The organism is Nocardia sputorum, from assembly GCF_027924405.1.
GTDB classification, from domain to species: Bacteria; Actinomycetota; Actinomycetes; order Mycobacteriales; family Mycobacteriaceae; genus Nocardia; species Nocardia sputorum.
On sequence record NZ_AP026978.1, the window covers coordinates 6,846,773 to 6,867,924 of the forward strand.

The 21,152-nt window shown below is 67.8% G+C and carries 21 protein-coding genes; 15 read left to right on the forward strand and 6 right to left on the reverse strand.

What is annotated here, in order from left to right; translation table 11 throughout:
* Nucleotides 1–11: 11 nt before the first annotated feature.
* Complete coding sequence (locus tag QMG86_RS30930; RefSeq protein ID WP_281876383.1) at nucleotides 12–1,229, reverse strand: hypothetical protein; 1,218 nt, start codon at nucleotides 1,227–1,229, stop codon at nucleotides 12–14.
* 145 nt (nucleotides 1,230–1,374) lie between these two features.
* Here QMG86_RS30930 and QMG86_RS30935 point away from each other — a divergent pair, with 145 nt between their 5' ends.
* From QMG86_RS30935 to QMG86_RS30945, 3 genes are all read left to right on the forward strand, one after another.
* Nucleotides 1,375–1,950 carry a TerD family protein gene (locus tag QMG86_RS30935; RefSeq protein WP_195090739.1) on the forward strand — a complete coding sequence of 192 codons (576 nt, stop codon included), beginning with the start codon at nucleotides 1,375–1,377 and terminating at the stop codon, nucleotides 1,948–1,950.
* 159 nt (nucleotides 1,951–2,109) lie between these two features.
* A complete protein-coding gene (locus tag QMG86_RS30940; RefSeq protein WP_281876385.1) occupies nucleotides 2,110–3,210 on the forward strand; it encodes a DUF475 domain-containing protein in 1,101 nt (366 codons plus the stop codon).
* Nucleotides 3,211–3,301: 91 nt separating this feature from the next.
* Nucleotides 3,302–3,925, forward strand: a complete 624-nt coding sequence (locus QMG86_RS30945) for a TerD family protein (protein ID WP_281876386.1) — start codon at nucleotides 3,302–3,304, stop codon at nucleotides 3,923–3,925.
* Nucleotide 3,926: 1 nt separating this feature from the next.
* Here the strand turns inward: QMG86_RS30945 and QMG86_RS30950 are convergent, their stop codons facing one another.
* Entirely contained in the window at nucleotides 3,927–4,826 is a 900-nt protein-coding gene (locus QMG86_RS30950; RefSeq protein WP_281876388.1) for a DMT family transporter, read from the reverse strand.
* An 84-nt stretch (nucleotides 4,827–4,910) separates the two neighbouring features.
* On the opposite strand from QMG86_RS30950, the gene QMG86_RS30955 reads away from it, so the two are divergent.
* Complete coding sequence (locus QMG86_RS30955; RefSeq protein ID WP_281876390.1) at nucleotides 4,911–5,444, forward strand: CGNR zinc finger domain-containing protein; 534 nt, start codon at nucleotides 4,911–4,913, stop codon at nucleotides 5,442–5,444.
* On the opposite strand, the gene QMG86_RS30960 is transcribed toward QMG86_RS30955, so the two are convergent.
* On the reverse strand, nucleotides 5,441–6,829 hold the full coding sequence (locus QMG86_RS30960) for a hypothetical protein (protein WP_281876391.1): 1,389 nt from the start codon (nucleotides 6,827–6,829) through the stop codon (nucleotides 5,441–5,443). The two genes, QMG86_RS30955 and QMG86_RS30960, sit on opposite strands and share 4 nt — an antisense overlap.
* A 216-nt stretch (nucleotides 6,830–7,045) precedes the next feature.
* On the opposite strand from QMG86_RS30960, the gene rpsF reads away from it, so the two are divergent.
* From rpsF to QMG86_RS30990, 6 genes are all read left to right on the forward strand, one after another.
* Nucleotides 7,046–7,333 carry a 30S ribosomal protein S6 gene (gene rpsF, locus QMG86_RS30965; protein WP_040871220.1) on the forward strand — a complete coding sequence of 96 codons (288 nt, stop codon included), beginning with the start codon at nucleotides 7,046–7,048 and terminating at the stop codon, nucleotides 7,331–7,333.
* A gap of 88 nt (nucleotides 7,334–7,421) precedes the next feature.
* Nucleotides 7,422–7,952, forward strand: a complete 531-nt coding sequence (locus QMG86_RS30970) for a single-stranded DNA-binding protein (protein ID WP_281876392.1) — start codon at nucleotides 7,422–7,424, stop codon at nucleotides 7,950–7,952.
* Between the two features lie 57 nt (nucleotides 7,953–8,009).
* Complete coding sequence (gene rpsR / locus QMG86_RS30975) at nucleotides 8,010–8,261, forward strand: 30S ribosomal protein S18 (RefSeq protein WP_043700357.1); 252 nt, start codon at nucleotides 8,010–8,012, stop codon at nucleotides 8,259–8,261.
* A 17-nt stretch (nucleotides 8,262–8,278) separates the two neighbouring features.
* A complete protein-coding gene (gene rplI, locus QMG86_RS30980) occupies nucleotides 8,279–8,731 on the forward strand; it encodes a 50S ribosomal protein L9 (protein WP_281876393.1) in 453 nt (150 codons plus the stop codon).
* A gap of 629 nt (nucleotides 8,732–9,360) precedes the next feature.
* Nucleotides 9,361–10,743, forward strand: a complete 1,383-nt coding sequence (gene dnaB, locus QMG86_RS30985) for a replicative DNA helicase (RefSeq protein ID WP_281876394.1) — start codon at nucleotides 9,361–9,363, stop codon at nucleotides 10,741–10,743.
* Between the two features lie 125 nt (nucleotides 10,744–10,868).
* Nucleotides 10,869–12,533, forward strand: coding sequence for a cutinase family protein (locus QMG86_RS30990; protein ID WP_281876395.1), 1,665 nt, complete (start codon nucleotides 10,869–10,871; stop codon nucleotides 12,531–12,533).
* A 61-nt stretch (nucleotides 12,534–12,594) separates the two neighbouring features.
* Here QMG86_RS30990 and QMG86_RS30995 read toward each other — a convergent pair whose 3' ends face one another.
* Both QMG86_RS30995 and QMG86_RS31000 read right to left on the reverse strand, forming a co-directional pair.
* A complete protein-coding gene (locus QMG86_RS30995) occupies nucleotides 12,595–13,344 on the reverse strand; it encodes an SDR family oxidoreductase (RefSeq protein WP_281876396.1) in 750 nt (249 codons plus the stop codon).
* A 214-nt stretch (nucleotides 13,345–13,558) separates the two neighbouring features.
* Nucleotides 13,559–14,782, reverse strand: a complete 1,224-nt coding sequence (locus QMG86_RS31000; RefSeq protein ID WP_281876397.1) for a phthiocerol/phthiodiolone dimycocerosyl transferase family protein — start codon at nucleotides 14,780–14,782, stop codon at nucleotides 13,559–13,561.
* A gap of 268 nt (nucleotides 14,783–15,050) precedes the next feature.
* On the opposite strand from QMG86_RS31000, the gene QMG86_RS31005 reads away from it, so the two are divergent.
* From QMG86_RS31005 to QMG86_RS31025, 5 genes are all read left to right on the forward strand, one after another.
* Nucleotides 15,051–15,968: a DMT family transporter gene (locus tag QMG86_RS31005; protein ID WP_281876398.1), complete on the forward strand. Its 918-nt coding sequence runs from the start codon at nucleotides 15,051–15,053 to the stop codon at nucleotides 15,966–15,968.
* A gap of 78 nt (nucleotides 15,969–16,046) precedes the next feature.
* Nucleotides 16,047–16,484 (forward strand): nuclear transport factor 2 family protein, encoded by a 438-nt coding sequence (locus QMG86_RS31010; protein WP_281876400.1) that lies wholly within the window; start codon nucleotides 16,047–16,049, stop codon nucleotides 16,482–16,484.
* 21 nt (nucleotides 16,485–16,505) lie between these two features.
* Nucleotides 16,506–17,171: a class I SAM-dependent DNA methyltransferase gene (locus tag QMG86_RS31015; protein ID WP_281876401.1), complete on the forward strand. Its 666-nt coding sequence runs from the start codon at nucleotides 16,506–16,508 to the stop codon at nucleotides 17,169–17,171.
* A 133-nt stretch (nucleotides 17,172–17,304) separates the two neighbouring features.
* Entirely contained in the window at nucleotides 17,305–18,648 is a 1,344-nt protein-coding gene (locus tag QMG86_RS31020) for a WS/DGAT/MGAT family O-acyltransferase (protein ID WP_281876403.1), read from the forward strand.
* Nucleotides 18,649–18,866: 218 nt separating this feature from the next.
* Nucleotides 18,867–19,991 (forward strand): NAD(P)H-dependent flavin oxidoreductase, encoded by a 1,125-nt coding sequence (locus QMG86_RS31025; RefSeq protein ID WP_281876405.1) that lies wholly within the window; start codon nucleotides 18,867–18,869, stop codon nucleotides 19,989–19,991.
* Nucleotides 19,992–20,373: 382 nt separating this feature from the next.
* On the opposite strand, the gene QMG86_RS31030 is transcribed toward QMG86_RS31025, so the two are convergent.
* Nucleotides 20,374–21,150: a FadR/GntR family transcriptional regulator gene (locus tag QMG86_RS31030; RefSeq protein ID WP_281876406.1), complete on the reverse strand. Its 777-nt coding sequence runs from the start codon at nucleotides 21,148–21,150 to the stop codon at nucleotides 20,374–20,376.
* Between the last annotated feature and the right edge of the window lie 2 nt (nucleotides 21,151–21,152).

The following is a 21,152-nucleotide window of genomic DNA, read 5'->3' on the forward strand; positions in this document are numbered from 1 at the left end:
TTGCCCCATCCTCATTCTCGTCGTGGTCCTGCTTGTCTTCTCATTCGATCCACTACCCCGGCTATGAATTCGGTGACGGCATCCAGTTCCGCCACATAGGCCCAGTAGTCGGGGTGACGCCCCGACAGTGTTTCGCTGATTCGGTCGATCCGCGCCGCTTGCGCGTCGAGCACCGAACCCCATTCGGCGACCAGCCCACGGCTCACCGCGAGCATTTGCGCGTCCCGCAACCGGAATCGTACGGCCTTGGCCTGTTCTTGCGGGTCGGACCGAATCGCACGCAGCAGGGTCAGCCGCTTGGTGACGGCGTCGACTCGCTGCTCGGCCTCGGCGAGGTACCCGCGCGCGGATGTGGTCAGATCAAGTGCTAACTCCGGATTGTTCTCTGCCGCCGCCGCACGCGCCCTGCCGAGGGCCGCGTCCGCGGCCTCGATGGCTCGCTGGCTTTCCCGCTCATTGTTAGCCAGATCGGCCGAACTCGCAGCATTGAACTCGCGCAGCAGCGCCGAGAACGCCTGCGGAACCCCTTCCGCCCTGGTCCGGACGGCGGCAAGGCGGGTTGTCACGGACGATATCGCGGTGTTCGCCGCCCCGGCCCGAGATGGGGCTTGCGCCAAGGCATCCGCCAGCTCACCGGTGGCCGTCTGTAGTCGGTTCGCGGCCTCCCGCACCGTGCTCGCGGGTGCGCCCGCACCCGCCGCCTCCAGTGTGACCAGCGCCTCATCGACCGCGGCGGCGCGCTCGCGCACCGACGGATAGTGCTCGAACTCCGATTCGGCGGCCCGGCCGCGCACACCGGCCGCGGCAGCCTTCACCTGCTGCACCAGCTGCGGCACCGCGCCGAGCACGGCCACCGCCTCTTCGAACTTGCCCTGGTCGCCGCGGTAGAACTCGTCGACCGCGCGCGCCGCGTCGGTCAGCTGCCGTACCGCGGCGTCGACGCGCTCCCGGCCCCGCGCGACCGGCGGGCCGCCCTGCTGCGCGGCCTCCAGCTCCGCGCTCAGCGTCAGGTAGACCTCCGCCGCCCCATAACATCTGTGGCGCACCGCTTCCCAGCGCGCGCCGATCCGCCGCTCCGGGAAGATCTGCTCGGCGGCGTGCACTGCCGCGTCGGCCGCGCTCTGCCGCCGGTCCATGTCGAGGAACGCCGTCGCCAGGGTGGCGCGGGCGTGTTCGATCCACTCGTCGTTTCCCGACGAACGGAACCAACCGCGCCTGCGCCCTGCCACGCCCCGATGGTAGGAGATGTTCCAGTTCGCCGGGGGTTGCGCCGGTTCCTACGCAAGTTCGCGGAAACCTACTACTGTCGTATGGCGTACCCGGCGATTCGGACATGCTGGGAACCAATGACGGACTATTGAAAGGGAATCCCGCATGGGTGTCAGTTTGTCCAAGGGCGGCAATGTCTCGCTGACCAAGGCGGCGCCTAACCTCACTGCTGTTGCGGTCGGCCTCGGGTGGGATGTGCGGACCACCACCGGTACCGACTTCGACCTCGACGCGAGCGCCATCGCGACCGGCGCGGACAAGAAGGTCCTGTCCGACCAGCACTTCGTCTTCTTCAACAACCTGCGGTCGCCCGATGGCGCGATCGAGCACGCGGGCGACAACCGGACCGGTGAGGGCGAGGGCGACGACGAGGTCATCAACGTCGACCTGGCGAACACCCCGCCCACGATCGAGAGCATCTTCTTCCCGGTCTCGATCTACGACGCCGACTCCCGGTCGCAGTCCTTCGGCCAGGTCCGCAACGCCTACATCCGCGTGGTGGACCGCAGCAACGGCGAGGAGCTCGCCCGCTACGACCTCACCGAGGACGCCTCGACCGAGACCGCCATGGTCTTCGGCGAGCTGTACCGCAACGGCGCGGAGTGGAAGTTCCGCGCGATCGGCCAGGGTTACGCCTCCGGTCTGGCGGGCATCGCCCGCGACTACGGCGTGAACGTCTAAGGAACACTTCGCTGTTCGCAGGGGGCCCGGTGACGGGCCCCCTCGTCGTGCGACCCCAGGCATGCCGGCGCCCTGGGAGCGCGTTGGACAACCGGCGATCCAGCAGCCACGCTGGTAGCAACCGTCGCCGCCTCGTTATAACTCACGAAAGGTCCCAGCGTGGTCCTGCGCATATTCGGCATGTCCCTGGTCGTCACGGTGGTATCGCTCGTCGTCGCCCTGGTGTACGGCGGACCGACCGCCCTCGCGCTCGCCGCGATCCTCGGCATCCTCGAGGTGTCGCTTTCGTTCGACAACGCCGTGATCAACGCCACCGTCCTGGAGCGGATGAGCGCGTTCTGGCAGCGGATCTTCCTCACCATCGGCGTGCTGATCGCCGTCTTCGGTATGCGGTTGGTCTTCCCGCTGGCCATCGTGTGGATCACCGCCGGGCTGGATCCGGTCCGGGCCTTCGACCTGGCCCTCAACCCGCCCCCCGGCGACGCCCTGACCTTCCCGGACGGCAGCCCGAGCTACGAGAAGCTGCTCACCGACGCGCACCCGCAGATCGCGGCGTTCGGCGGCATGTTCCTGGCGCTGCTGTTCCTCAACTTCATCTTCGAGGAACGCGACATCACCTGGCTGAGCTGGCTGGAGCGGCCGCTGGCCAAGGCGGGCAAGCTGGACATGCTCTCCGTGGTGGTCGCGGGCACCGGCCTGATCCTCACGGCCGAGTACATCGCCGACGAAGCGCACCGCTCGACCGTCCTGGTGGCCGGCCTGCTCGGCATGATCACCTACATCGCGGTGGACGGCCTCGGCTCCATGTTCCACACCGAGGAGCACACCGAAGGCGGCCCATCCGAGCTGGCCAAGGCCACCGGTAAGGCGGGCTTCTTCCTGTTCCTCTATCTGGAGGTGCTCGACGCGTCGTTCTCCTTCGACGGCGTGATCGGCGCGTTCGCCATCACCTCCGACCCGATCATCATCGCGCTCGGCCTCGGCCTGATCGGCGCCATGTTCGTCCGGTCGATCACGGTGTACCTGGTCCGCAAGGGCACCCTGTCGGAGTACGTCTACCTGGAGCACGGCGCGCACTGGGCGATCGGCGCGCTCGCGGCCATCCTGCTGGTCTCGATCGGCGTGCACATCAACGAGCTCATCACCGGCATGGTCGGCGTCGCGTTCATCGGCGCGGCGTTCATCACGAGCATCGTCCGCAACGGCCGAGCGGACGAGGAGGAACTGGACAGCGAACGAGAACCGACGCCGGTAGGCTGATCTCCGGCAAGCAGCCGAAGACCTGTTGCGGCAGCGGCCCCATCCGACGGATGGCCGCTGCCGCTCTCGTTTCGAGAGGGGGGATCGCGCCATGGCGATCGACGACAACCCCGGCGGCGTCAACCTGTCCAAGGTGACCCTGTCGAAGGCGACACCGAGTATCAACCTGACCAAGCCCGGTGAGCAGCAGGGCACCATGCGGGTCAACCTGAACTGGTCGAGCGGATCCAAAGGCTTCTTCCGCCGGTCCAAGCCCGTGGATCTGGACCTCGGCTGCCTCTACGAACTGTCCAACGGCGCCAAAGGCGTGGTCCAGGCGATCGGGAACAATTTCGGCACGCTGGAGGCCGAGCCCTACATCCGGCTCGACGGCGACGATCGCAGCGGTTCGGCCGCTACCGGCGAGAACCTGCACATCGACCTGGCCAGGCCCGAATTGTTCCGGCGCATCTTGATCTTCGCCTTCATCTACGAGGGCGTGCCCAATTGGGCCGCCGCCGACGGTGTGGTGACGCTGTATCCCACAGCCGGTCCGCAGGTCGAAATGCGGCTCGACTCTCCGGTGGACGGCGCCCGCTCGTGCGCCATCGCTCTGCTGCAGAACCAGGGGGCCGGGATCACCGTGCATCGCGAAGTGCACTACGTCAACGGCGCCCAGCGCGAACTCGACCAGGCCTATCAGTGGGGCATGCAGTGGCAGAGCGGGCGCAAGTAGGTCACCGCGCCGCAGGCACCGGCCTGCTCGCCCCGGCCGCCGAGCCGGTCGGCGGGCGCGCGGCGAACACCAGACCGACCAGGCCGATGCCGAGCCCGGCGACCGTCAGCAGCCGCAACGGCTGATCGATCAGCAGCCAGGCCAGGATCGCGGTCACGGCGGGCGTCGCGAAGAACAGTTTGCCCACCCTCGTCGCATCCCACCGCCGCAGCATGGCGTTGAGCAGCAGGAACGCGGCCATGGAGTTCACCAGCACCATCCAGACGAGCGACCCGGCGAACCGGCCCGCGTCCCACACCTGCGCCTGATCCGACACCCAAGCCAGCGCCCCCGCGATCGGCGCGCTCACCGCCACGTGCAGCGCCGTGGAGGCCTTCGGATCGACGGCGGGCGCGAACCGCTTCTGATACACGGTGCCGATGCTCAGGCCGAGCAGTCCCACCACGCACAACAGCAGTCCGGTCGCGGAGAAGTGGGACTGGTCGAACACCGCCAGGGCGACCCCGACTCCGCCGATGCCGAAGCCGAACCACTGCCGCAGCGTGACCACTTCGCCGATCAGTCCGGCGCACAGCGCGATGACCACCGGATTCAGGCCCTGCACCAGCGCGATCACCGCCGCCGAGACATGCTCGGCCATCGCCGTGTAGAAGGCCCCGAACTGGACCATCTGCATCAGCAACCCGGCGACGAGCACGTGCCGCAACGTGCGGCCACGCGGCCACGCGGCGCGCGCGAAGACCGCATACGCCATGAGCAGGACCCCTGCGACGGCGAAGCGCACGAACAACACCATCAGCGGTGGCGCGGCGCCCACCCCGATCACACCGGCGATGAACGCGCTGCTCCACAGCACGACGAACACCGGCTGCGCGGCCGCCATCGCGAATCGACTCTGCACGGACCCTCCTGTAACTAACCACCTAGGGTGGTTATCACGGTCGCATTCGCCGAACTAACCTGTCAAGGCGGTTATCATGCGAGAGTGTTCACCTTCGTGAGCGGCGACCTCGCCCTGGATTTCGCCGGCACCGTCAAGGCGCGATCGACCACGTTCGAGGACATCCTCACCACCCCCGCCGCGCTCGCCGACTGGATCGTCGCCGCAGGACTGCTCGACCACCCCCCGCACAGCGACGCCGACACTCTCGCCCGAGCGGTCCGCCTGCGTGAGGCGGCCTACCGCATGGCGCACGCCGCCGCCGAGGGACGCACCTTCGACGACGCCGACCGCCGGACTGTCAACGCGTTCGCCGACGCCGCACCGCCCTCGATCAGCCTGCGCGCCGACGGCACGGTCGTCCGCTCCGGCGACGCGGACGCGGCGCTGGCCGCCATCGCGCGTTCAGCGATCGAGCTCTCGGGCAGCGGGGCACTCGTCAAAGAGTGCGGCCGACCCGCCTGCACCCGGCTCTACGTGGACACTTCCCGCGGCGGCTCCCGCCGCTGGTGCGACATGACGCTGTGCGGCAATCGCGCCAAGAGCGCCGCCTTCCGCGCCAGGCACGGCGGGCCTTAGACGACCGGGACCAGATTGCGGGGGTCCGAGCGCGGCACCGGGGACGCCGCCGACCGGCTCCCGCGCGGCAGCGCCCACAGGAACACGAAGAACAACACGACGAGCAGGCCGGCGCGCCCCCACACACCGAACTCGACGACGTTCTCCATCTGCTCGACCGCGGTGCCCGAGCCCATCGAGTAGAAGTACCGGAACACCCCGATGCCGATCGCCGCGTCGGCGACGAGATAGCTGCCGATCAACCACCACGGCACCTCGAGCAATACCAGGAACGGCACGAGCCACAACGTGTACTGCGGTGAATGCACCTTGTGGAACAACAGGAATCCACACAGCATCGCGCCGCTCACCCCGACCCACGGGAACACGCCGGTCGTCCGGTAGCGCTTCCCGCCGAGCCACATGGCCAGCGCGAACGCCGCGAGCACGAGCAGCGGCGAAGCGACCGAGACCACTTGCTGAAACGCCGCCTCGCTGCGCGCGTCCGGACCGAACATCGGCCGCAGTCCCCAATACCAGATCGAATTCGTGGTGATGTCGGCCTGCCGCAATTGCTGGAAGGTGATCGACGCGCGCCAGCCCTCGTACCCCGCCAGCGCGAACGGCAGGTTCACCGCGACGACGGTGCCGACCGCCGCGGCCGCGGTGAGCAGAGCGCCCCGGACGTCCAGCCTGCGCCGCGGCCCTTCTCCCGCGCGCTCGCCCCCGGTCAGCACGTACGCCAGCAGGGGCAGCACGAAGATCCCCGGGTACAGCTTGAGACAGAATCCGAGCCCGAGCAGCACAGCGGCCACGATTCCCCTGGTCCGCACGGAGTAGCGGGTCGGCGCCGCCATCACGTAGACGGCCGCCACCGCGGTGCACACCACCGGGAGCTCCCAATTGTGAAAGGCATACAGCACGAGCGGCGGTCCAGCCGCCCACAACAGGGCGGCCCAACCGGCCAGGCGAGCCAGCATCCACGCGGTCAGCAGCGCGAACGGCGCCAGCAGCAGCGCCGAGTACCGCAGGAAATCGGCGTCGTTGTGCGCGCCGGTCGCGCCGAGCCACATCAGCACACCGCTGAGTACCGGATACTCCACCGCGCCGCCCACCAACGCGCCGTCGTCGGTGATGCCGCCGGTCACGTAGGGGAAGACGTGTTCGTTGATGTCTCTGCCGAGCCAGAGGAACTGGATATCCGAATAGCAGACGTCGGAGTCCTTGATGACATCGAAAACCGTACTGCGCCCGTCCCGGTCGAACGGCGCCCCCGCACAGCGCGCCTTGTTCGCGTACGCCAGGGCGAGGACGAGACCGCAGAGCAGTACCACCACCATGGCCAGCGCCGCACGGCGTCGCACGCGACCCGCGGGCAAGTCGCTGGCGGCGAGTCCGGTCGGCATGGATCCACCCTAAGCGGACGGTCCGGGCGGTGCCGCCGTTCCCCCTTCCTACGGACGCGAACGCGCGGCGCGGTCGCCTGCCCGCCCGGACCGCGCGCCGGGGCAATTTCACTGCTCAGCCGCCGCTCATGTAGCCTGTTCGGGTTGCTGACGCAACGACCCTCCTGCCACGGACCGTCCGTGGCCGTTTCCTAGTCCACAGGAGGTGATTGGTCCGTGCGTCATTACGAAGTGATGGTCATCCTCGATCCGAGCCTGGACGAGCGCACTGTTGGTCCGTCGCTGGACAACCTGCTCAGTGTCGTTCGCACCGAGGGCGGCAAGATCGACAAGGTCGACATCTGGGGCCGCCGCCGGCTCGCCTACGAGATCGCCAAGCACGCCGAGGGCATCTACGCCGTGGTCGATCTGACCGCCGAGCCCGCCACCGTGAGCGAGCTCGACCGCCAGCTGGGTCTCAACGAGACGGTGCTGCGCACCAAGGTTCTGCGCCACGACAAGTAGTCCGGCAACCCTCGTTTGCGTCGGAGCCTGTGCCTAGGCTCTAGCGCAACAGCGAGACGCGGACTGCACACCGAGCAGGAGGAACCACATGGCAGGCGACACGGTCATCACCGTCATCGGAAATCTGACGGCCGACCCGGAGCTTCGATTCACACCGGCGGGACAGGCGGTGGCGAATTTCACCGTCGCGTCGACTCCCCGTGTGTTCGACCGTAATTCGAACGAATGGAAAGACGGCGAAGCGCTGTTCCTGCGCTGCAATATCTGGCGGGAGGCCGCGGAGAACGTCGCCGAAAGCCTGACCAGAGGTTCCCGTGTCATCGTGAGCGGACGGCTCAAGCAGCGCTCCTACGAAACCCGCGAGGGTGAGAAGCGCACGGTCGTCGAGCTCGAGGTCGACGAGGTCGGTCCCTCACTGCGCTACGCCACCGCGAAGGTCAACAAGACCAGCCGTGGCAGCGGTGGCGGCGGCTTCGGGTCCGGCGGCGGTGGCAACTACGCCTCCTCCGGTGGTGGCGGTGGGCGTTCCGGCGGTGCCGAGGACGACCCTTGGGGCAGTGCGCCCGCGGCCGGCTCCTTCGGGGGCGGCGGCCGCATGGATGACGAACCGCCGTTCTGAGAACGGCCACAGCGGCCCGCTCGCGTCGGGCCATCAGTGATTACGGAGTACAAGACCATGCCTAAAGCGCCCGCGCGCGAAAAGGTGCTCAAGAAGAAGGCTTGCTCGTTCTGCAAGGAGAGCAAGACCGGAACCGTCACGATCGACTACAAGGACACGGCGTTGCTGCGCAAGTACGTCAGCGACCGCGGCAAGATCCGCGCCCGCCGCGTCACCGGCAACTGCGTCCAGCATCAGCGCGACGTCGCGGTTGCGGTCAAGAACTCGCGTGAGGTGGCTCTGCTGCCTTACGTGTCGACGGCTCGCTGAGAAAGGGAGGCACGCAAATGAAGTTGATTCTGACTGCTGATGTGGACAACCTCGGTGCCCCCGGCGACACCGTGGAGGTGAAGGACGGCTACGGCCGCAACTACCTGCTGCCGCGCGGTCTGGCGATCCTGGCCAGCCGTGGCGCGCAGAAGCAGGTCGAGGGCATCCGCCGGGCGCAGGAAGCCCGCCGGGTCCGCGACCTCGACCACGCCAACGAGCTGAAGCAGGCCCTCGAGGGTCTGGAGTCGGTCTCGCTGGCGGTCAAGACCGCGGGCACCGGCAAGCTCTTCGGCTCGGTGACCCAGTCGGACGTCGCGGCGGCCGTCAAGGCGGCGGGTGGCCCCGTCGTCGACAAGCGCAGCATCGAGCTGCCGAAGGCGCACATCAAGACGACCGGCAAGCACGTCATCGTGGTGCACCTGCACCCGGACGTGGTGGCGAAGTTCGACCTCACGGTCACTGCCGCCTGATCGAGTCAGAGCGTCGAGGACCACTCCCGTCTCAGCGATGGGAGTGGTCCTCAGCTGTGCCTTGTCATTCGAGGCCCATTCATAGCTGAGTGTTTGCCGGATACTCGAGAGCGTTATTCGGGACAATCGGGGCGTCGCATGACCTCGCGGCTGCGCCTTATTCGTCCAGCCTGTGGATTACCGGTCAAACCGACCGTCCGCAATGTGATTCAAGTCATATGCGGCTCACGTTCTGTTAACCCAACACGCCCGGCTGTTCAACTCGGCCGACACGCCGGTACTTCATTAATCCACACCTGGAAAACCGCGGAAGCGCATATCTATCTGCGTATTTGACCTGGCCGACCTGCGTTTTCCCCAAGTTGTACACAGGGGCTGCACACGGTTTGGTGAACTTTCCCCAAGTTATCCACAGCTGTGTGCACAGCGCGGTTTGGTCCACACCCATCGGGTCGCCTAGGTTCGTCGCATCGCTGCGCGCGGATCGCCTCCCATCGCGTGCGCGGGCGGGTGCCGTGGCGGTAGCTGGAGCCCTGGTCAACGGCTTTCCCAAACGTGTCGGTGCCCGGGAGTAAAACGAGTCGACAGGGTGGAACCCGGTCGTGGGGTAGAGAGGACGGTCGAGTCTGGTGACAACCACCGATGACCGCGGGCACACGGACTTCCCGCCCGAACCTCCCGGCGAAGACTTCGGCCGCCAGCCGCCGCACGACATGGCGGCCGAGCAGTCGGTGCTCGGCGGCATGCTGTTGAGCAAGGACGCCATCGCCGACGTCGTCGAGGTCCTTCGTCCCGGCGATTTCTACCGTCCCGCGCATCAGGCCGTCTACGACACCATCCTCGATCTCTACGGGCGCGGCGAACCCGCCGACCCGGTGACCGTCGCTGCGGGGCTCGACCGCCGCGGCGAACTCAAGCGCATCGGTGGCGCGCCCTATCTGGTCACGCTCACCCAGACCGTGCCGACCGCGGCCAACGCCGGCTTTTACGCCGAAATCGTCGCCGAGAAGGCCATTCTGCGCCGCCTGGTCGAGGCGGGCACCCGCATCGTCCAGTACGGCTACGCGGGCGCCGACGGGCAGGACGTCGCCGAGGTGGTAGACCGCGCCCAAGCCGAGGTCTACGAGGTCACCGAACGCCGCACCAGCGAAGACTTCCTCCCCTTGGAGGAATTGCTCCAGCCGACGATGGACGAGATCGACTCCATCGCCAGCCGCGGCGGCATCTCGCTCGGCGTCCCCACCGGTTTCACCGAACTCGACGAGATCACCAACGGCCTGCACCCGGGCCAGATGATCATCGTCGCGGCCAGGCCTGGAGTTGGAAAATCGACCCTGGGAATGGATTTCATGCGTAGTTGCTCGATCAAGCACGGCTTGGCGAGCGTTATCTTCTCCCTGGAGATGAGCCGGACCGAGATCGTCATGCGGTTGTTGTCGGCGGAAGCGAAGATCAAGCTCGGGGACATGCGGTCCGGGCGGATGAGCGACGACGACTGGACCAAGCTGGCGCGGCGGATGAGTGAGATCAGCGAGGCGCCGCTGTTCGTGGACGATTCACCGAACCTGACCATGATGGAGATTCGCGCCAAGGCGCGGCGGCTGAAGCAACGCCACGACCTGAAACTTGTTGTGGTGGACTATCTGCAGCTGATGACCTCCGGCAAGAAGGTCGAATCCCGGCAGCAGGAGGTCTCGGACTTCTCCCGCAACCTGAAACTGCTGGCCAAGGAACTCGAAGTGCCGGTGGTGGCGATCAGCCAGCTCAACCGTGGTCCCGAACAGCGAACCGACAAGCGCCCAATGGTGTCCGATCTCCGCGAGTCGGGATCCCTGGAACAAGACGCGGACATGGTCATCCTGCTGCATCGTCCCGACGCTTTCGAGCGCGACGACCCGCGCGGCGGCGAGGCGGACCTGATTCTGGGCAAGCACCGTAACGGCCCGACCGCGACGATCACCGTGGCCCATCAGCTGCATCTGTCCCGCTTCGTGGACATGGCGCGCGGGTGACGTACTTCTCCTGAGCACCCACCCGAGTAACGCTCGGGTTCCCTACCACGACGTTCTCGGTGACGTATGGCCCGTCGGGGGGCTTGTCCGTCCACTTTGTCGGTGTATGGAATGGGAAACAGGACATGGCTCTTCGCGAGTTCTTCGCGCGGCATCGGATCGCTTCGGCCGTTGCCGCCCCGGCGGCATTGGGGGTGGCGGCGGTCGTCGCCGCCTCGCTGGCACTGACGTCGTCGCCGCAAACCAGGGATACGCAGCTCACGACGTCCGTCACGGAATGCCGCGACATGGTCACCATCTCGGTGGCCGGTCGTAACGACACCCCGGTCGAGGGCACCACCAAGATGCTGGTGGACGCCAATGGCAACCCGCTGCCCGCCGCGCTGTCCGGTGACCACAGCAGTGAGTGGGTCGATCCGGTCGTCAACGCGCCGGCCGATGACGTCGATCCGGACGCGTACGCCGCGGTCTACATCGCCTATCCGGCGAACATGGCCACCTACGAGGACGCCGTCAACGCCGGTGTCGCGAACACCGAGCGGGTGATGCGGGAGATCGCGCGGGCCTGCCCCGACACCAAGTTCTCGATCGTCGGGTACAGCGAGGGCGCCGACGTCGTGCGCCGCGTCGCGATGAAGATCGGCCATCAGGAGCCCGGCCAGGACGGGGCCTATGAAGTCGTCGATCCGGACGATGTCGTCGGTGTCGTCATCCTGGCGGACTCGGGCCGCTCGGCGGGAGACGGGCCGTTCCCGGGGTCGAAGGACCCGTTCGGCAACCCGGACGGCTTCGACCAGCAATATCAGAACGGCACCAACCCGGTCCCCGGCCAAGGTGCGGTGCAGGGCACCAGCGGTGACTTCGGTGCGTTGAACGGCAAGATCGCGTCGTTCTGCTCGGACGGCGATCTGACCTGTTCGGCGCCGCAGAACATCTCGCTGCTGCAGTTGGTGGTCAACGTCGGCAGGCAGCTGAACGTCGACGCCCTGGAACGCGACGGGCTGACGCCGGCGACCGGGCAGGACGTGGCGGTGGTGCTGGGCCGGATCGCGCTGGCGGCGTTCGCCGACATCCAGTCGCAGCCGAACTGGATGCAGAGCGACGAGACCTTCCTGGAAGTGCTGCTGCGGGTCTCCGATCCGGCGTACAAGCCGGGAGAGAAGAAGGCCCCGGCGAAGGCGGATTCGATTTCGACCAACGAGATGTCGCCGCTGGCATACCTGCCGCAGAAGGTGCTCAACGAGATCGTCGGCCTCATCGTGACGAATCAGAACACGATTCCCGTGATCTTGAGCGACCCGTACAACCTCACGCTCGGCCCGAACCACACCGGTCACCACTTCGACTACTGGGACGATGCCGACCCCGCCGCGGGCAAGCCGCTGACCTCGGCCGAGTACGCGGCGGCCTGGCTCACCCATCTGGCGAAGCAGGCGCAGGCCGGTAAGCAGGTCGACCCGACGTCCAAGCCGCAAGAAGCCGATCTGGCCGCCGTGTACAAGGCGGTGGAGACCACCTCGGCGACGCCGACCACCGAACCCGCCAAGACTTCGACCACGTCGGCGACGCCCACCGGCGCCGCTCCCACGACGACCGGCAGCACGAGCAGTCCGACCACCACGGTCGCGCCGACCACGACCACGACCACGGCACCGGCGGCCACCACTCCGGCCCCGTCACCGGTCGCGGCGCCGGTCGAGACGACGAAGCCCACCACCACTGAACCGACCACGACCACAACGCAATCCGCGGCCCCGGCTACCAGCACGACCGCGAAAGCATCGAATTGACCGACCCGTCGGCTCGCGATCGCGCTCGAGAGTTGCGATCGCGAGCCGACGGTGATTTCGGTCACACGAGTCCACCGTTGGCGCGAATGACCTGACCGTTGACCCAATGTCCCTGCGGGGCGGCCAGGAATGCCACCACGGCGGCGATGTCGGCTGGTGTGCCGAGTCGCTGCAGCGGCACGGCGTCGGCGAGTCGCTGGATGGTGGCATCGTCTTTTCCGTCGAGGAACAGATCCGTGGCGGTCGGCCCGGGCGCCACCGCGTTGACCGTCACGTCCCGGCCCCGCAGTTCGCGGGCCAGGATCATGGTCAGCGCCTCGACGGCTCCTTTGCTGGCGGCGTAGGCCCCGTAGGTCGGGAACGCGGTGCCGACCACCGACGTGGAGAAGTTGATGATCGCGCCACCGGATCGCAGCCGCCGCGCCGCTTGTTGATCTACGACGAATGTGCCGCGGATATTGGTCCGGTAGGTGCTGTCGAGCACCGCCAGATCCAGATCGACCAGCGGCGCGAGCTGCATCCGGCCCGCGGCGTGCACCACGACGTCGACTCCGCCGAATTCGCTTTCCGCCCGGTCGAATACCTCCGCCATCGCGGACTCGTCGGCGACGTCCCCCTGGGCCGTCACCGCTACGCCCCCGGCGCCGCGAATGGCTTCGGCGGTGTCGTCGGCCTCGGCGGCATTCGACGCGAAATTCAGGACAACCGCGAACCCGTCAGCGGCAAGACGTTCGGCGCACGCGCGGCCGATGCCGCGAGAACCGCCCGTTATCACCGCGACCCGCGCGGACCCGCCGTTTGTGGTTGCCACAGGATGCTGTTCCTTCCGTTCGTCGGCGTGATTCCGGAACTATCCTGACGACGCCCGGTCACCGGGCGAACGACTGTGGGCAGGCGATACGCCGTGGCCCGGCGGCGTCGGAAGGGGCCAACCATAACAGCGCGGCCGCCGGAACTCGCCGGTCACCGCACCGGCGAGCGGTTACGCGGAGCGGGCGGTCCACTCGCGCGAGCGGATCGCGCCGTCAGGCGAGGACGGCGCGAAGATTGCGCGCCAGCACTTCGACGCGGTGGCGCTGGAGCTCGGTGAACTCTTCCGGATGGTGTATCTCGACGCTCAGCCGACCGTCGAAGGTACTGATGACGCAGGTGCCGCCACCTGGTTGTTGCGGTCGACGGCCGGTCAGGTCCGGCTTCGCGAGCATCGTGGAGTGGAAGTCGTCGATGCGCAGGTCGTCGTGTTCGGGTAGCGGCGGGATGGTGCCCCAGTTGGTCGCGATGACCACGCCGGGCAGCGCGGGCCTGGGTGCGGCCGCCATGTCGGGGATGCTCAGGGGCGTGCGTTGCACGATGCCCGCGGCCAGGCCGGCATGCAACGCCTCGCTGATGCCGCGGGCCGACTCCACCAGCGTCACGTCGGAGTCGGGGGAGAGGTAATTGGCGAATCCGAGGACGTTCGTCCCCTCGGTCGCGCCGATCTCCGGGGTCACCCTCGTGCGCAGGTCCACGGAGTACAGGTAGAGCAGTCCGGTGAGCGGTAGTTCGCGAATCTCCGCTTCGGTGCGCAACAGCGCCGCCGACACCAGACCGTGCACGGTGACGTTCTCCCGATGCCCGAGCGCCACCAGCGCGGTGGTCTCCTCCCGGGTGAACCTGCACCGGGTGGTGCACAGCATCGGGTATTCGTCGTCGCGCTCCGGAACGCCGGGCGTCGCCGCGGCGGGAGTGGCGTCGGCGGGCACGGAGCCGGGCAACGCCATCTTCTCGATGCCGCGCGCCGCAAGCAGCTGCTCGACCGGATCGGGGAACGCGCGCACCGGCGGCTGCGGCGTACCGCCGCCGATCGCGTCTCGATACCCCGCCCAGAACTCGGTGACGACGACGAACGCGTGGAAGGCGTCCGCGATGCTGTGATGGATCATGAGCGTGACGCTCGCGGTGTCGCCGTCGCGCACCACGCACAGGGCGCAGACGCCCGCTCGCTGATCGAATTTCGCACCGATGAGGGGGAATTCGGGGTCGGCATCGGCGACGAAGATCTCCGGCACGGCATCCGTCACGGCGAAGACATGACCGCCCGCTTCGGTCGGCTCGATGCGGGCACGCAGGATCGGATGCGCTCGCGCGACGGCCTCGAAGGCAGCGGTCAGCGCCCGCACGTTCAACCGGCCGGATACCCGCGCCGTATAGCCGATGAAGACCTCGCCCGCGGCGAACATCTCCTCGCTCGGGGCGAGCCGGCGGATCACGTCGACCACGATAATGCCTTCCCTTCGCTCCCGGCGAGACTAGCCCGACACCGTTGCGCAGGGGCATCATTCGCCCCAATCGGACGAAAAGGACATGGAATCGGCGGCAATCGGCCTTGCCGGAGCCGGGAACTGGATCTGTCGGATGATCGGATCACTTGGCTAAGCTCCCGGTCGTCGAAAGCGAGCGGAGCATGTTCCCCACCGAGCAGAGGTCATTCGGCGCCGCGCCGATCGCCGTCCCAGGGCGCCGAACGGCGGGCGCGCGATGACCCGCCGCGGGTGGTCGCTGTTCTTGGCGATGGGCGTGATCTGGGGCGTGCCATACGCGATGATCCGCGTCGCGGTGGAGGATCTGGACCCGATCGTGGTCGCGTTCGGCCGCACACTGATCGGCGGCTTGCTGCTGTTGCCGGTGGCGCTGTTCTCCCGTGCGCTGACGCCGGTGTTCCGGCGGTGGCGGCCACTGCTGCTCTACACCTTGGTGGAGATCACCGGACCGTGGTTCCTGATCGGGTACGCCGAGACCACGCTGCACAGCTCGACCGTCGGCCTGCTGATCGCGGCGGTGCCGCTGATCGCCGTGGTGATCGTGACCGCGCTCGGTCACGATCGGTTCGACGCACGGCGGCTGGTCGGCCTGTTGATCGGGTTCGCCGGCGTCGCCGCCCTGGTCGGTTTGGACGTCGACCTGGGGAACCCCGCGGCGATCGCGGCGATCGGCCTGACCACGATCGGCTACGCCGTGGGCCCGATCGTGATCAATCGCGCGCTGGCCGATCTGCCTCCGCTCGGCGTGGTGACCGGATCGCTGCTGCTCGCGGCGGCGATCTACGCGCCGTTCGCCGGTTACCGGTGGCCGGCGCGGGTTACCGCCGACGCGGCCTGGTCGGTACTCGGCCTCGCGGTGGTCTGCACGGCCGCGGCGTTCCTGTTCTTCTTCGCGCTGATCGCCGAGGTCGGTCCCGCCCGTGCGACGGTGATCACCTACATCAATCCCGCGGTGGCGATCCTGCTCGGCGTCACGGCGCTCGACGAGCCGCTGACGGCGGGCATGGTGATCGGGTTTCCACTGGTCGTCCTGGGTTCGGTGCTCGGCACCGCGAGCGGTCGCGACAAGGCGGCGCGTACGGAGTCGGCGACGCCCGCCGCGCCGGAGGCCGCCGCTCAATTACCCGAGAGGTAATCGCCACGGGTGCGGGGACACCCGAGAATCGGGTACGCGCCGTTGCGATCGCGCGGTGCCGCTTCGAAAGGACCTCTCGTGTCAGTCACCGCGCCCGCCACTCGAACGGTGGTCGAAGAGTTGTTGCGGCGGATCGGTTCCGGGGACCCGGAAGCCGTCGCCGAGTTGTACGCCGAGGACACCGATTGGCGGCTCGATTGGCCGGAGGCGGAGCACGGACGCGCGGCGACGCCCTGGATCCGGCACCGTCGCACCCGCGCCGATGCCGCCGATCATTATCGCTCGATCGCCGAACACCATGTGCCGGAGGAGGTGGCCACGCGTGTCGAACGGGTGCTTGTCGACGGCGCGGACGCCGTGGTGCTCGGCGAAATCCGGCAGACCGCGCGCCGCACCGGTCGCGCCTATCGCGCGCGCTTCGCTCTGCATCTGACGGTGCGGAACGGCCTGATCACCCGGCACCACGTCTACGAGGACAGTCTCGCCGTCGCCCAGGCCTTCGAACCGGGGGAGTGAGTAGGTAATACGCTGCTCGGGATGCTCGATTCGACGGAAGACTTCGCAGACGAACGCCCCGATGTCGCGGCCACCCGCGCCGCCTACGACGATATCGCCGAGCTCTATACCGAGCTCTTCCGCAATCACCTCGCCGGTGCGGTGCTCGACCGGGCGGTACTCGGCGCGTTCGTGGAATCGGTGGCGGGCAACGGTTCCGGGCCGATCGCCGATCTCGGCTGCGGCCCGGGACGGATCACCGGCCATCTGGCGTCGTTGGGGGCGCGGGTATTCGGCATCGATCTCTCGCCGCGAATGGTGGAGCTGGCCCGCGCGGAGCATCCACAGCTGTTCTTCGCGCAGGGTTCGGTGGAGGAGCTACCGATCGGCGATTCGACGCTCGGGGGCATTGTGGCGTGGTATTCGCTGATCCATACGCCACCGGAGCGCGTGCCGCACGTGTTGAACGAGTTTCACCGGGTACTCGCGAGCAAAGGGCACGTGTTGCTGGCTTTCCAGACGGCCGACCTGCCCGATGCGGTGGAAGCCTTCGACCACAAGGTGACCCGGGCCTACCGGTGGGCACCGAAACGCCTTGCGCGTCTGCTCGGCGGCGCCGGGTTCGCGATGATCGCCCGTATGGTGCGCGAACCGGGCCCCGACGAGCGGTTCGGGCAGGCCTACCTGCTGGCTTCGAAGGTTCGGTGATTCACCGAACGCGGTCCACCCCGTCCGGGTAGGTTTGTCGTGTCGCGGCGGCTTCATGGCTGCGCGGGCCCGCCGACAACGTGGTCGATCCGAAACTCGAACGTTCCACCATGTCGTCAGGGGGCGACTCATCATGGAATTCATTGCGCCGGTCGATGCCGTCTTCTTGCTCGCCGAATCCCGGGAACAGCCGATGCATGTCGGTTCGCTGCAACTGTTCGAGCCACCGGAGGGCGCGGGAGACGACTTCGCCGCGCAGGTGCACGACGAACTCCTCCGGAACACCGACATCGATCCGACCTTCCGCAAACATCCCGCGACGATATTCGGCACCCCGCAGATGGCGTGGACGCGGGCCGAGAACGTGGACCTGGACTATCACGTGCGGCGGCTGGCCGTACCCGGTCCTGGACGCATGGACCAGCTCGTCGAGCTGGCCTCCGGGCTGCACAGCAGCCTGCTGGACCGGCATCGGCCGCTGTGGGAGTTCCATCTGATCGAGGGTCTCGCGGACGGCAGGTTCGCGCTGTATTCGAAGATGCACCACGCGTTGATCGACGGCGTTTCCGCTCAACGCCTGCTGCGGCGCACACTGACCAGCGATCCGTCTTCCGGCGCCGCGCGGGTGCCGTGGCACCTGCCTCGGGGCAGGCGCAGGACGGCGTCCGGTGCGGGTGGTACCGCGCGCAGCCTGGTCTCGGCGGCGACGTCCGGCGCATCGATGCTGCGCGCGGCCCGCACCGCCTTGACGCGGCAGCAGCTGACCTTGCCGTTCGCGGCCCCGCGCACCATGTTCAACGTCCCGATCGGCGGCGCGCGCCGCGCGGTGGTCCGGTCCTGGCCGCTGGAGCGGTTGCAGCAAGTCAAGAAGGCCACCGGTTCGACGCTCAACGACGTGGTGCTCGCCATGTCGGCGGGCGCGCTGCGGCGGTATCTCCTCGAACGCTCGGCCCTGCCGGACAAGCCGTTGGTCGCGATGGTGCCGATGTCGCTGCGCGCCGAGGACGACGACGGGACCGACGGGGTGAAGGTCGGCGCGGTGCTGTGCAATCTCGGCACCGACCTCGCCGATCCGGTGGAGCGGCTGCGGGTGGTCGCGGCGTCGATGCGCGACGGCAAGGACGTCTACCGCACGCTGTCGTGCAACCAGACGATGGCGCTGTCGGCGCTGATGCTCAGCCCGCTGGCCCTCAATCTGGTGCCCGCGCTGATCCCGTACACCAACCCGACCTTCAACATCGTCATCTCGAACGTCCCCGGACCGCGTGAGCCCATGTATTGGAACGGAGCGCGTCTGGACGCGAGTTACCCGTTGTCGATCCCGTTCGACGGCCAGGCGGTGAACATCACGCTCACCTCCAACGCAGGCAATCTCGATTTCGGCGTGGTCGGCTGCCGCCGCAGTGTGCCGCAACTGCCCCACCTGCTCGACCACCTGGAGGAGTCGCTCGCCGAACTGGAGCGGGCCACCGCCTGACGCGGAAGCGCATTCCCCAGAAAACTAGAACGTGTTACTGTCGAGGCATGGTGCACCGGCCAGTCGAGGAAGCCGCGGCCGCTTCATGGCGATATCAGCGGCTCGCGGCGGACTCGACGCGCGGCGACCAGGCCGAGCCGGGCGCCTCTTATGCAACTCGTTCTAGTACATCTGCGACGCGCCGTTCGCGGCGGAGCAGTTAGGGAGACCAGCACGCCATGCGTACCGAAATCTGCGAACGGCTCGGGATCGAATTCCCCATCTTCGCCTTCACCCACTGCCGCGACGTGGCGGCCGCGGTCAGCAACGCGGGTGGACTCGGCGTGCTCGGCGCCGTGGGCTTCACCGCCGAGCAGCTCGAGGTCGAGCTGGCCTGGCTGGACGAGCACGTGCAGGGCGTATACGGCGTCGACCTGGTGATTCCGTCCAAGTACGAAGGCAAGGGCATCGACGGCCTGAGCCCCGAGGAACTGGAAGCCAAGCTGGCCGAGCTGGTCCCGCAGGGGCACCGCGACTTCGCCGAGAAGATCCTCGCCGACCACGGCGTGCCCAAGCTGCCGGAGGACGAGCACCACAACCAGCTGCTCGGCTGGACCGCCACCACCGCAGGGCCGCAGGTGGAGGTGATTCTGCGGCATCCGAAGGCCAAGCTGGTGGCCAATGCCCTCGGCACCCCGCCCGAGGACGTGATCAAGCAGGTGCAGGACTCCGGCAGGCTGATCGGCGCGCTGTGCGGTTCGGTCAAGCACGCGCTCAACCACAAGCGGGCGGGTCTGGACTTCGTGGTCTGCCAGGGCACCGAGGGCGGCGGCCACTGCGGCGAGGTGTCCTCGATGGTGCTGTGGCCGCAGGTCATCGACGCCGTGGGCGACCTGCCGGTGCTGGCCGCCGGCGGCATCGGCAACGGCCGCCAGGTGGCCGCGGCGATGGCGATGGGCGCCGCGGGCGCGTGGACCGGCTCGGTGTGGCTGACCGTCGAGGAGGCCAATGTGCCGCCCGCCCAGATGCAGACCTACATCGACGCCACCAGCCACGACACCGTGCGGTCGCGCGCCTGGACCGGCAAGCCCGCCCGCATGCTGCGCAACGAATGGACCGAGGCGTGGGAGCGGGCCGACACCCCCGATCCGCTGCCGATGCCGCTGCAGATGATGGTCGCGCTGGACGGCGTGAAGCGTGGCCACCGCTATCCGGAGGCCGCCAAGGACGTCAACTTCAACCCGGTCGGCCAGATCGTCGGCATGATGAACCGCGTCGAGCGTTCCGCCGACGTGGTCAACCGGCTGATCCAAGAGTACGTAGAGGCGTGCGAGCGCCTCAACAAGCTCAACGGCGGAGCCTGAGTCCGGGCAACGACACGGGGAGGGCGATGCCGGGCGGTAGGGCCGCGCGGCATCCATCCGGTCGAGTCCGGGCCGATCGCACCGGCGTAGCCGCGGCTTCCCTTACACCGGTGCGACCCGCCGGACCGATTCCGCCGCACCGAAGGAATCGGCCACGGCGCTGATGTTCTGTCGCGGAGTCGATCTCGCCGGTCGGCGTCGTTCCCGGTGGTCCGAACACCCTTGCCGAGTCGGAACCGATTCGTCCCATTCGCATCCAGATCGTCTGGGACAGAGTGGCCTAGGGAACTTCGCGGCACGGCCGCTTTCCCCGCGATGAGCGGACTCGGTTCGCGAGGTGCCCGAAAAACGTCTGAGACGGACTGTGCGGTGTACGAAACGGCTAGGCGGTGGCCGCTCGGTTCTCGTCGGCGCTCTCCTCGACGCCCGCCACCAATTCCTCGAAGCGCGCGATGACCTTCTCGTGGTACATGCCGAACAGATCCTCGAACAGCGCCAGCTGAGCCTCACTCGGCCCGGAGCCGGAATCCCACACCGCGGCCAGCGCCCGCCACACCAGGACATGGAGATCCGGCGCACCGGCGAAGTACGCCTCGACCGCCTCCGGCACCTCGAGCACCATCTCGCCGATCGAGTTCAAGATCGCGCGCTGCATGGGGAGCCCGAGCGCGGTCAGCAGCCTGCGCACCAGCGCCACTTCGAGCGCCAAGAGCCGAGACAAGTCCGGATCATGCTCACGGGCTATCGATTCGAGCTCATCGATCGTAGATTTCATTTCCGCGGAATCGATCCGCTGTGCGCAACCGGTGTAGGCGAGCAGCGTCTCGAGTACGAGATTGCGCTCGACGTCGACGATATCGCGGAACATCTCTATCGCGATGTCGGGCATGGGAATCGAGAAGCGGAACAGCTGACGGTACACGTCCACCCCGCCGGCCTCCCGGACGTCGCGGATCGTGAATCCCTTGCCGCGCCGGGCTTCGACGAAGCCGTACGACTCCAGCCGACCCAGGGTCAGCTGCGCGGTCGCGCGGTTCATATCGAATTCCTCGGCGACCTGACGCACCGACGGCATGAGATCCCCCGGCTGATATTCCCCCGCGGCAACCCGGCGCGCCAGCTCGTCGGCAACGTCGGCGACCACCGTCTGGGATCCCATCG

Excerpts from the sequence above, each read along its gene's own strand:
- QMG86_RS30935 (WP_195090739.1), top strand. The coding sequence starts at position 1,375 with ATGGGTGTCAGTTTGTCCAAGGGCGGCAATGTCTCGCTGACCAAGGCG.
- QMG86_RS30945 (WP_281876386.1), top strand. The coding sequence starts at position 3,302 with ATGGCGATCGACGACAACCCCGGCGGCGTCAACCTGTCCAAGGTGACC.
- QMG86_RS30960 (WP_281876391.1), bottom strand. The coding sequence starts at position 6,829 with ATGCCGACCGGACTCGCCGCCAGCGACTTGCCCGCGGGTCGCGTGCGA.
- QMG86_RS30970 (WP_281876392.1), top strand. The coding sequence starts at position 7,422 with ATGGCAGGCGACACGGTCATCACCGTCATCGGAAATCTGACGGCCGAC.
- rpsR (WP_043700357.1), top strand. The coding sequence starts at position 8,010 with ATGCCTAAAGCGCCCGCGCGCGAAAAGGTGCTCAAGAAGAAGGCTTGC.
- rplI (WP_281876393.1), top strand. The coding sequence starts at position 8,279 with ATGAAGTTGATTCTGACTGCTGATGTGGACAACCTCGGTGCCCCCGGC.
- QMG86_RS30990 (WP_281876395.1), top strand. The coding sequence starts at position 10,869 with ATGGCTCTTCGCGAGTTCTTCGCGCGGCATCGGATCGCTTCGGCCGTT.
- QMG86_RS31005 (WP_281876398.1), top strand. The coding sequence starts at position 15,051 with ATGACCCGCCGCGGGTGGTCGCTGTTCTTGGCGATGGGCGTGATCTGG.
- QMG86_RS31015 (WP_281876401.1), top strand. The coding sequence starts at position 16,506 with ATGCTCGATTCGACGGAAGACTTCGCAGACGAACGCCCCGATGTCGCG.
- QMG86_RS31020 (WP_281876403.1), top strand. The coding sequence starts at position 17,305 with ATGGAATTCATTGCGCCGGTCGATGCCGTCTTCTTGCTCGCCGAATCC.
- QMG86_RS31025 (WP_281876405.1), top strand. The coding sequence starts at position 18,867 with ATGCGTACCGAAATCTGCGAACGGCTCGGGATCGAATTCCCCATCTTC.
- QMG86_RS31030 (WP_281876406.1), bottom strand. The coding sequence starts at position 21,150 with ATGGGATCCCAGACGGTGGTCGCCGACGTTGCCGACGAGCTGGCGCGC.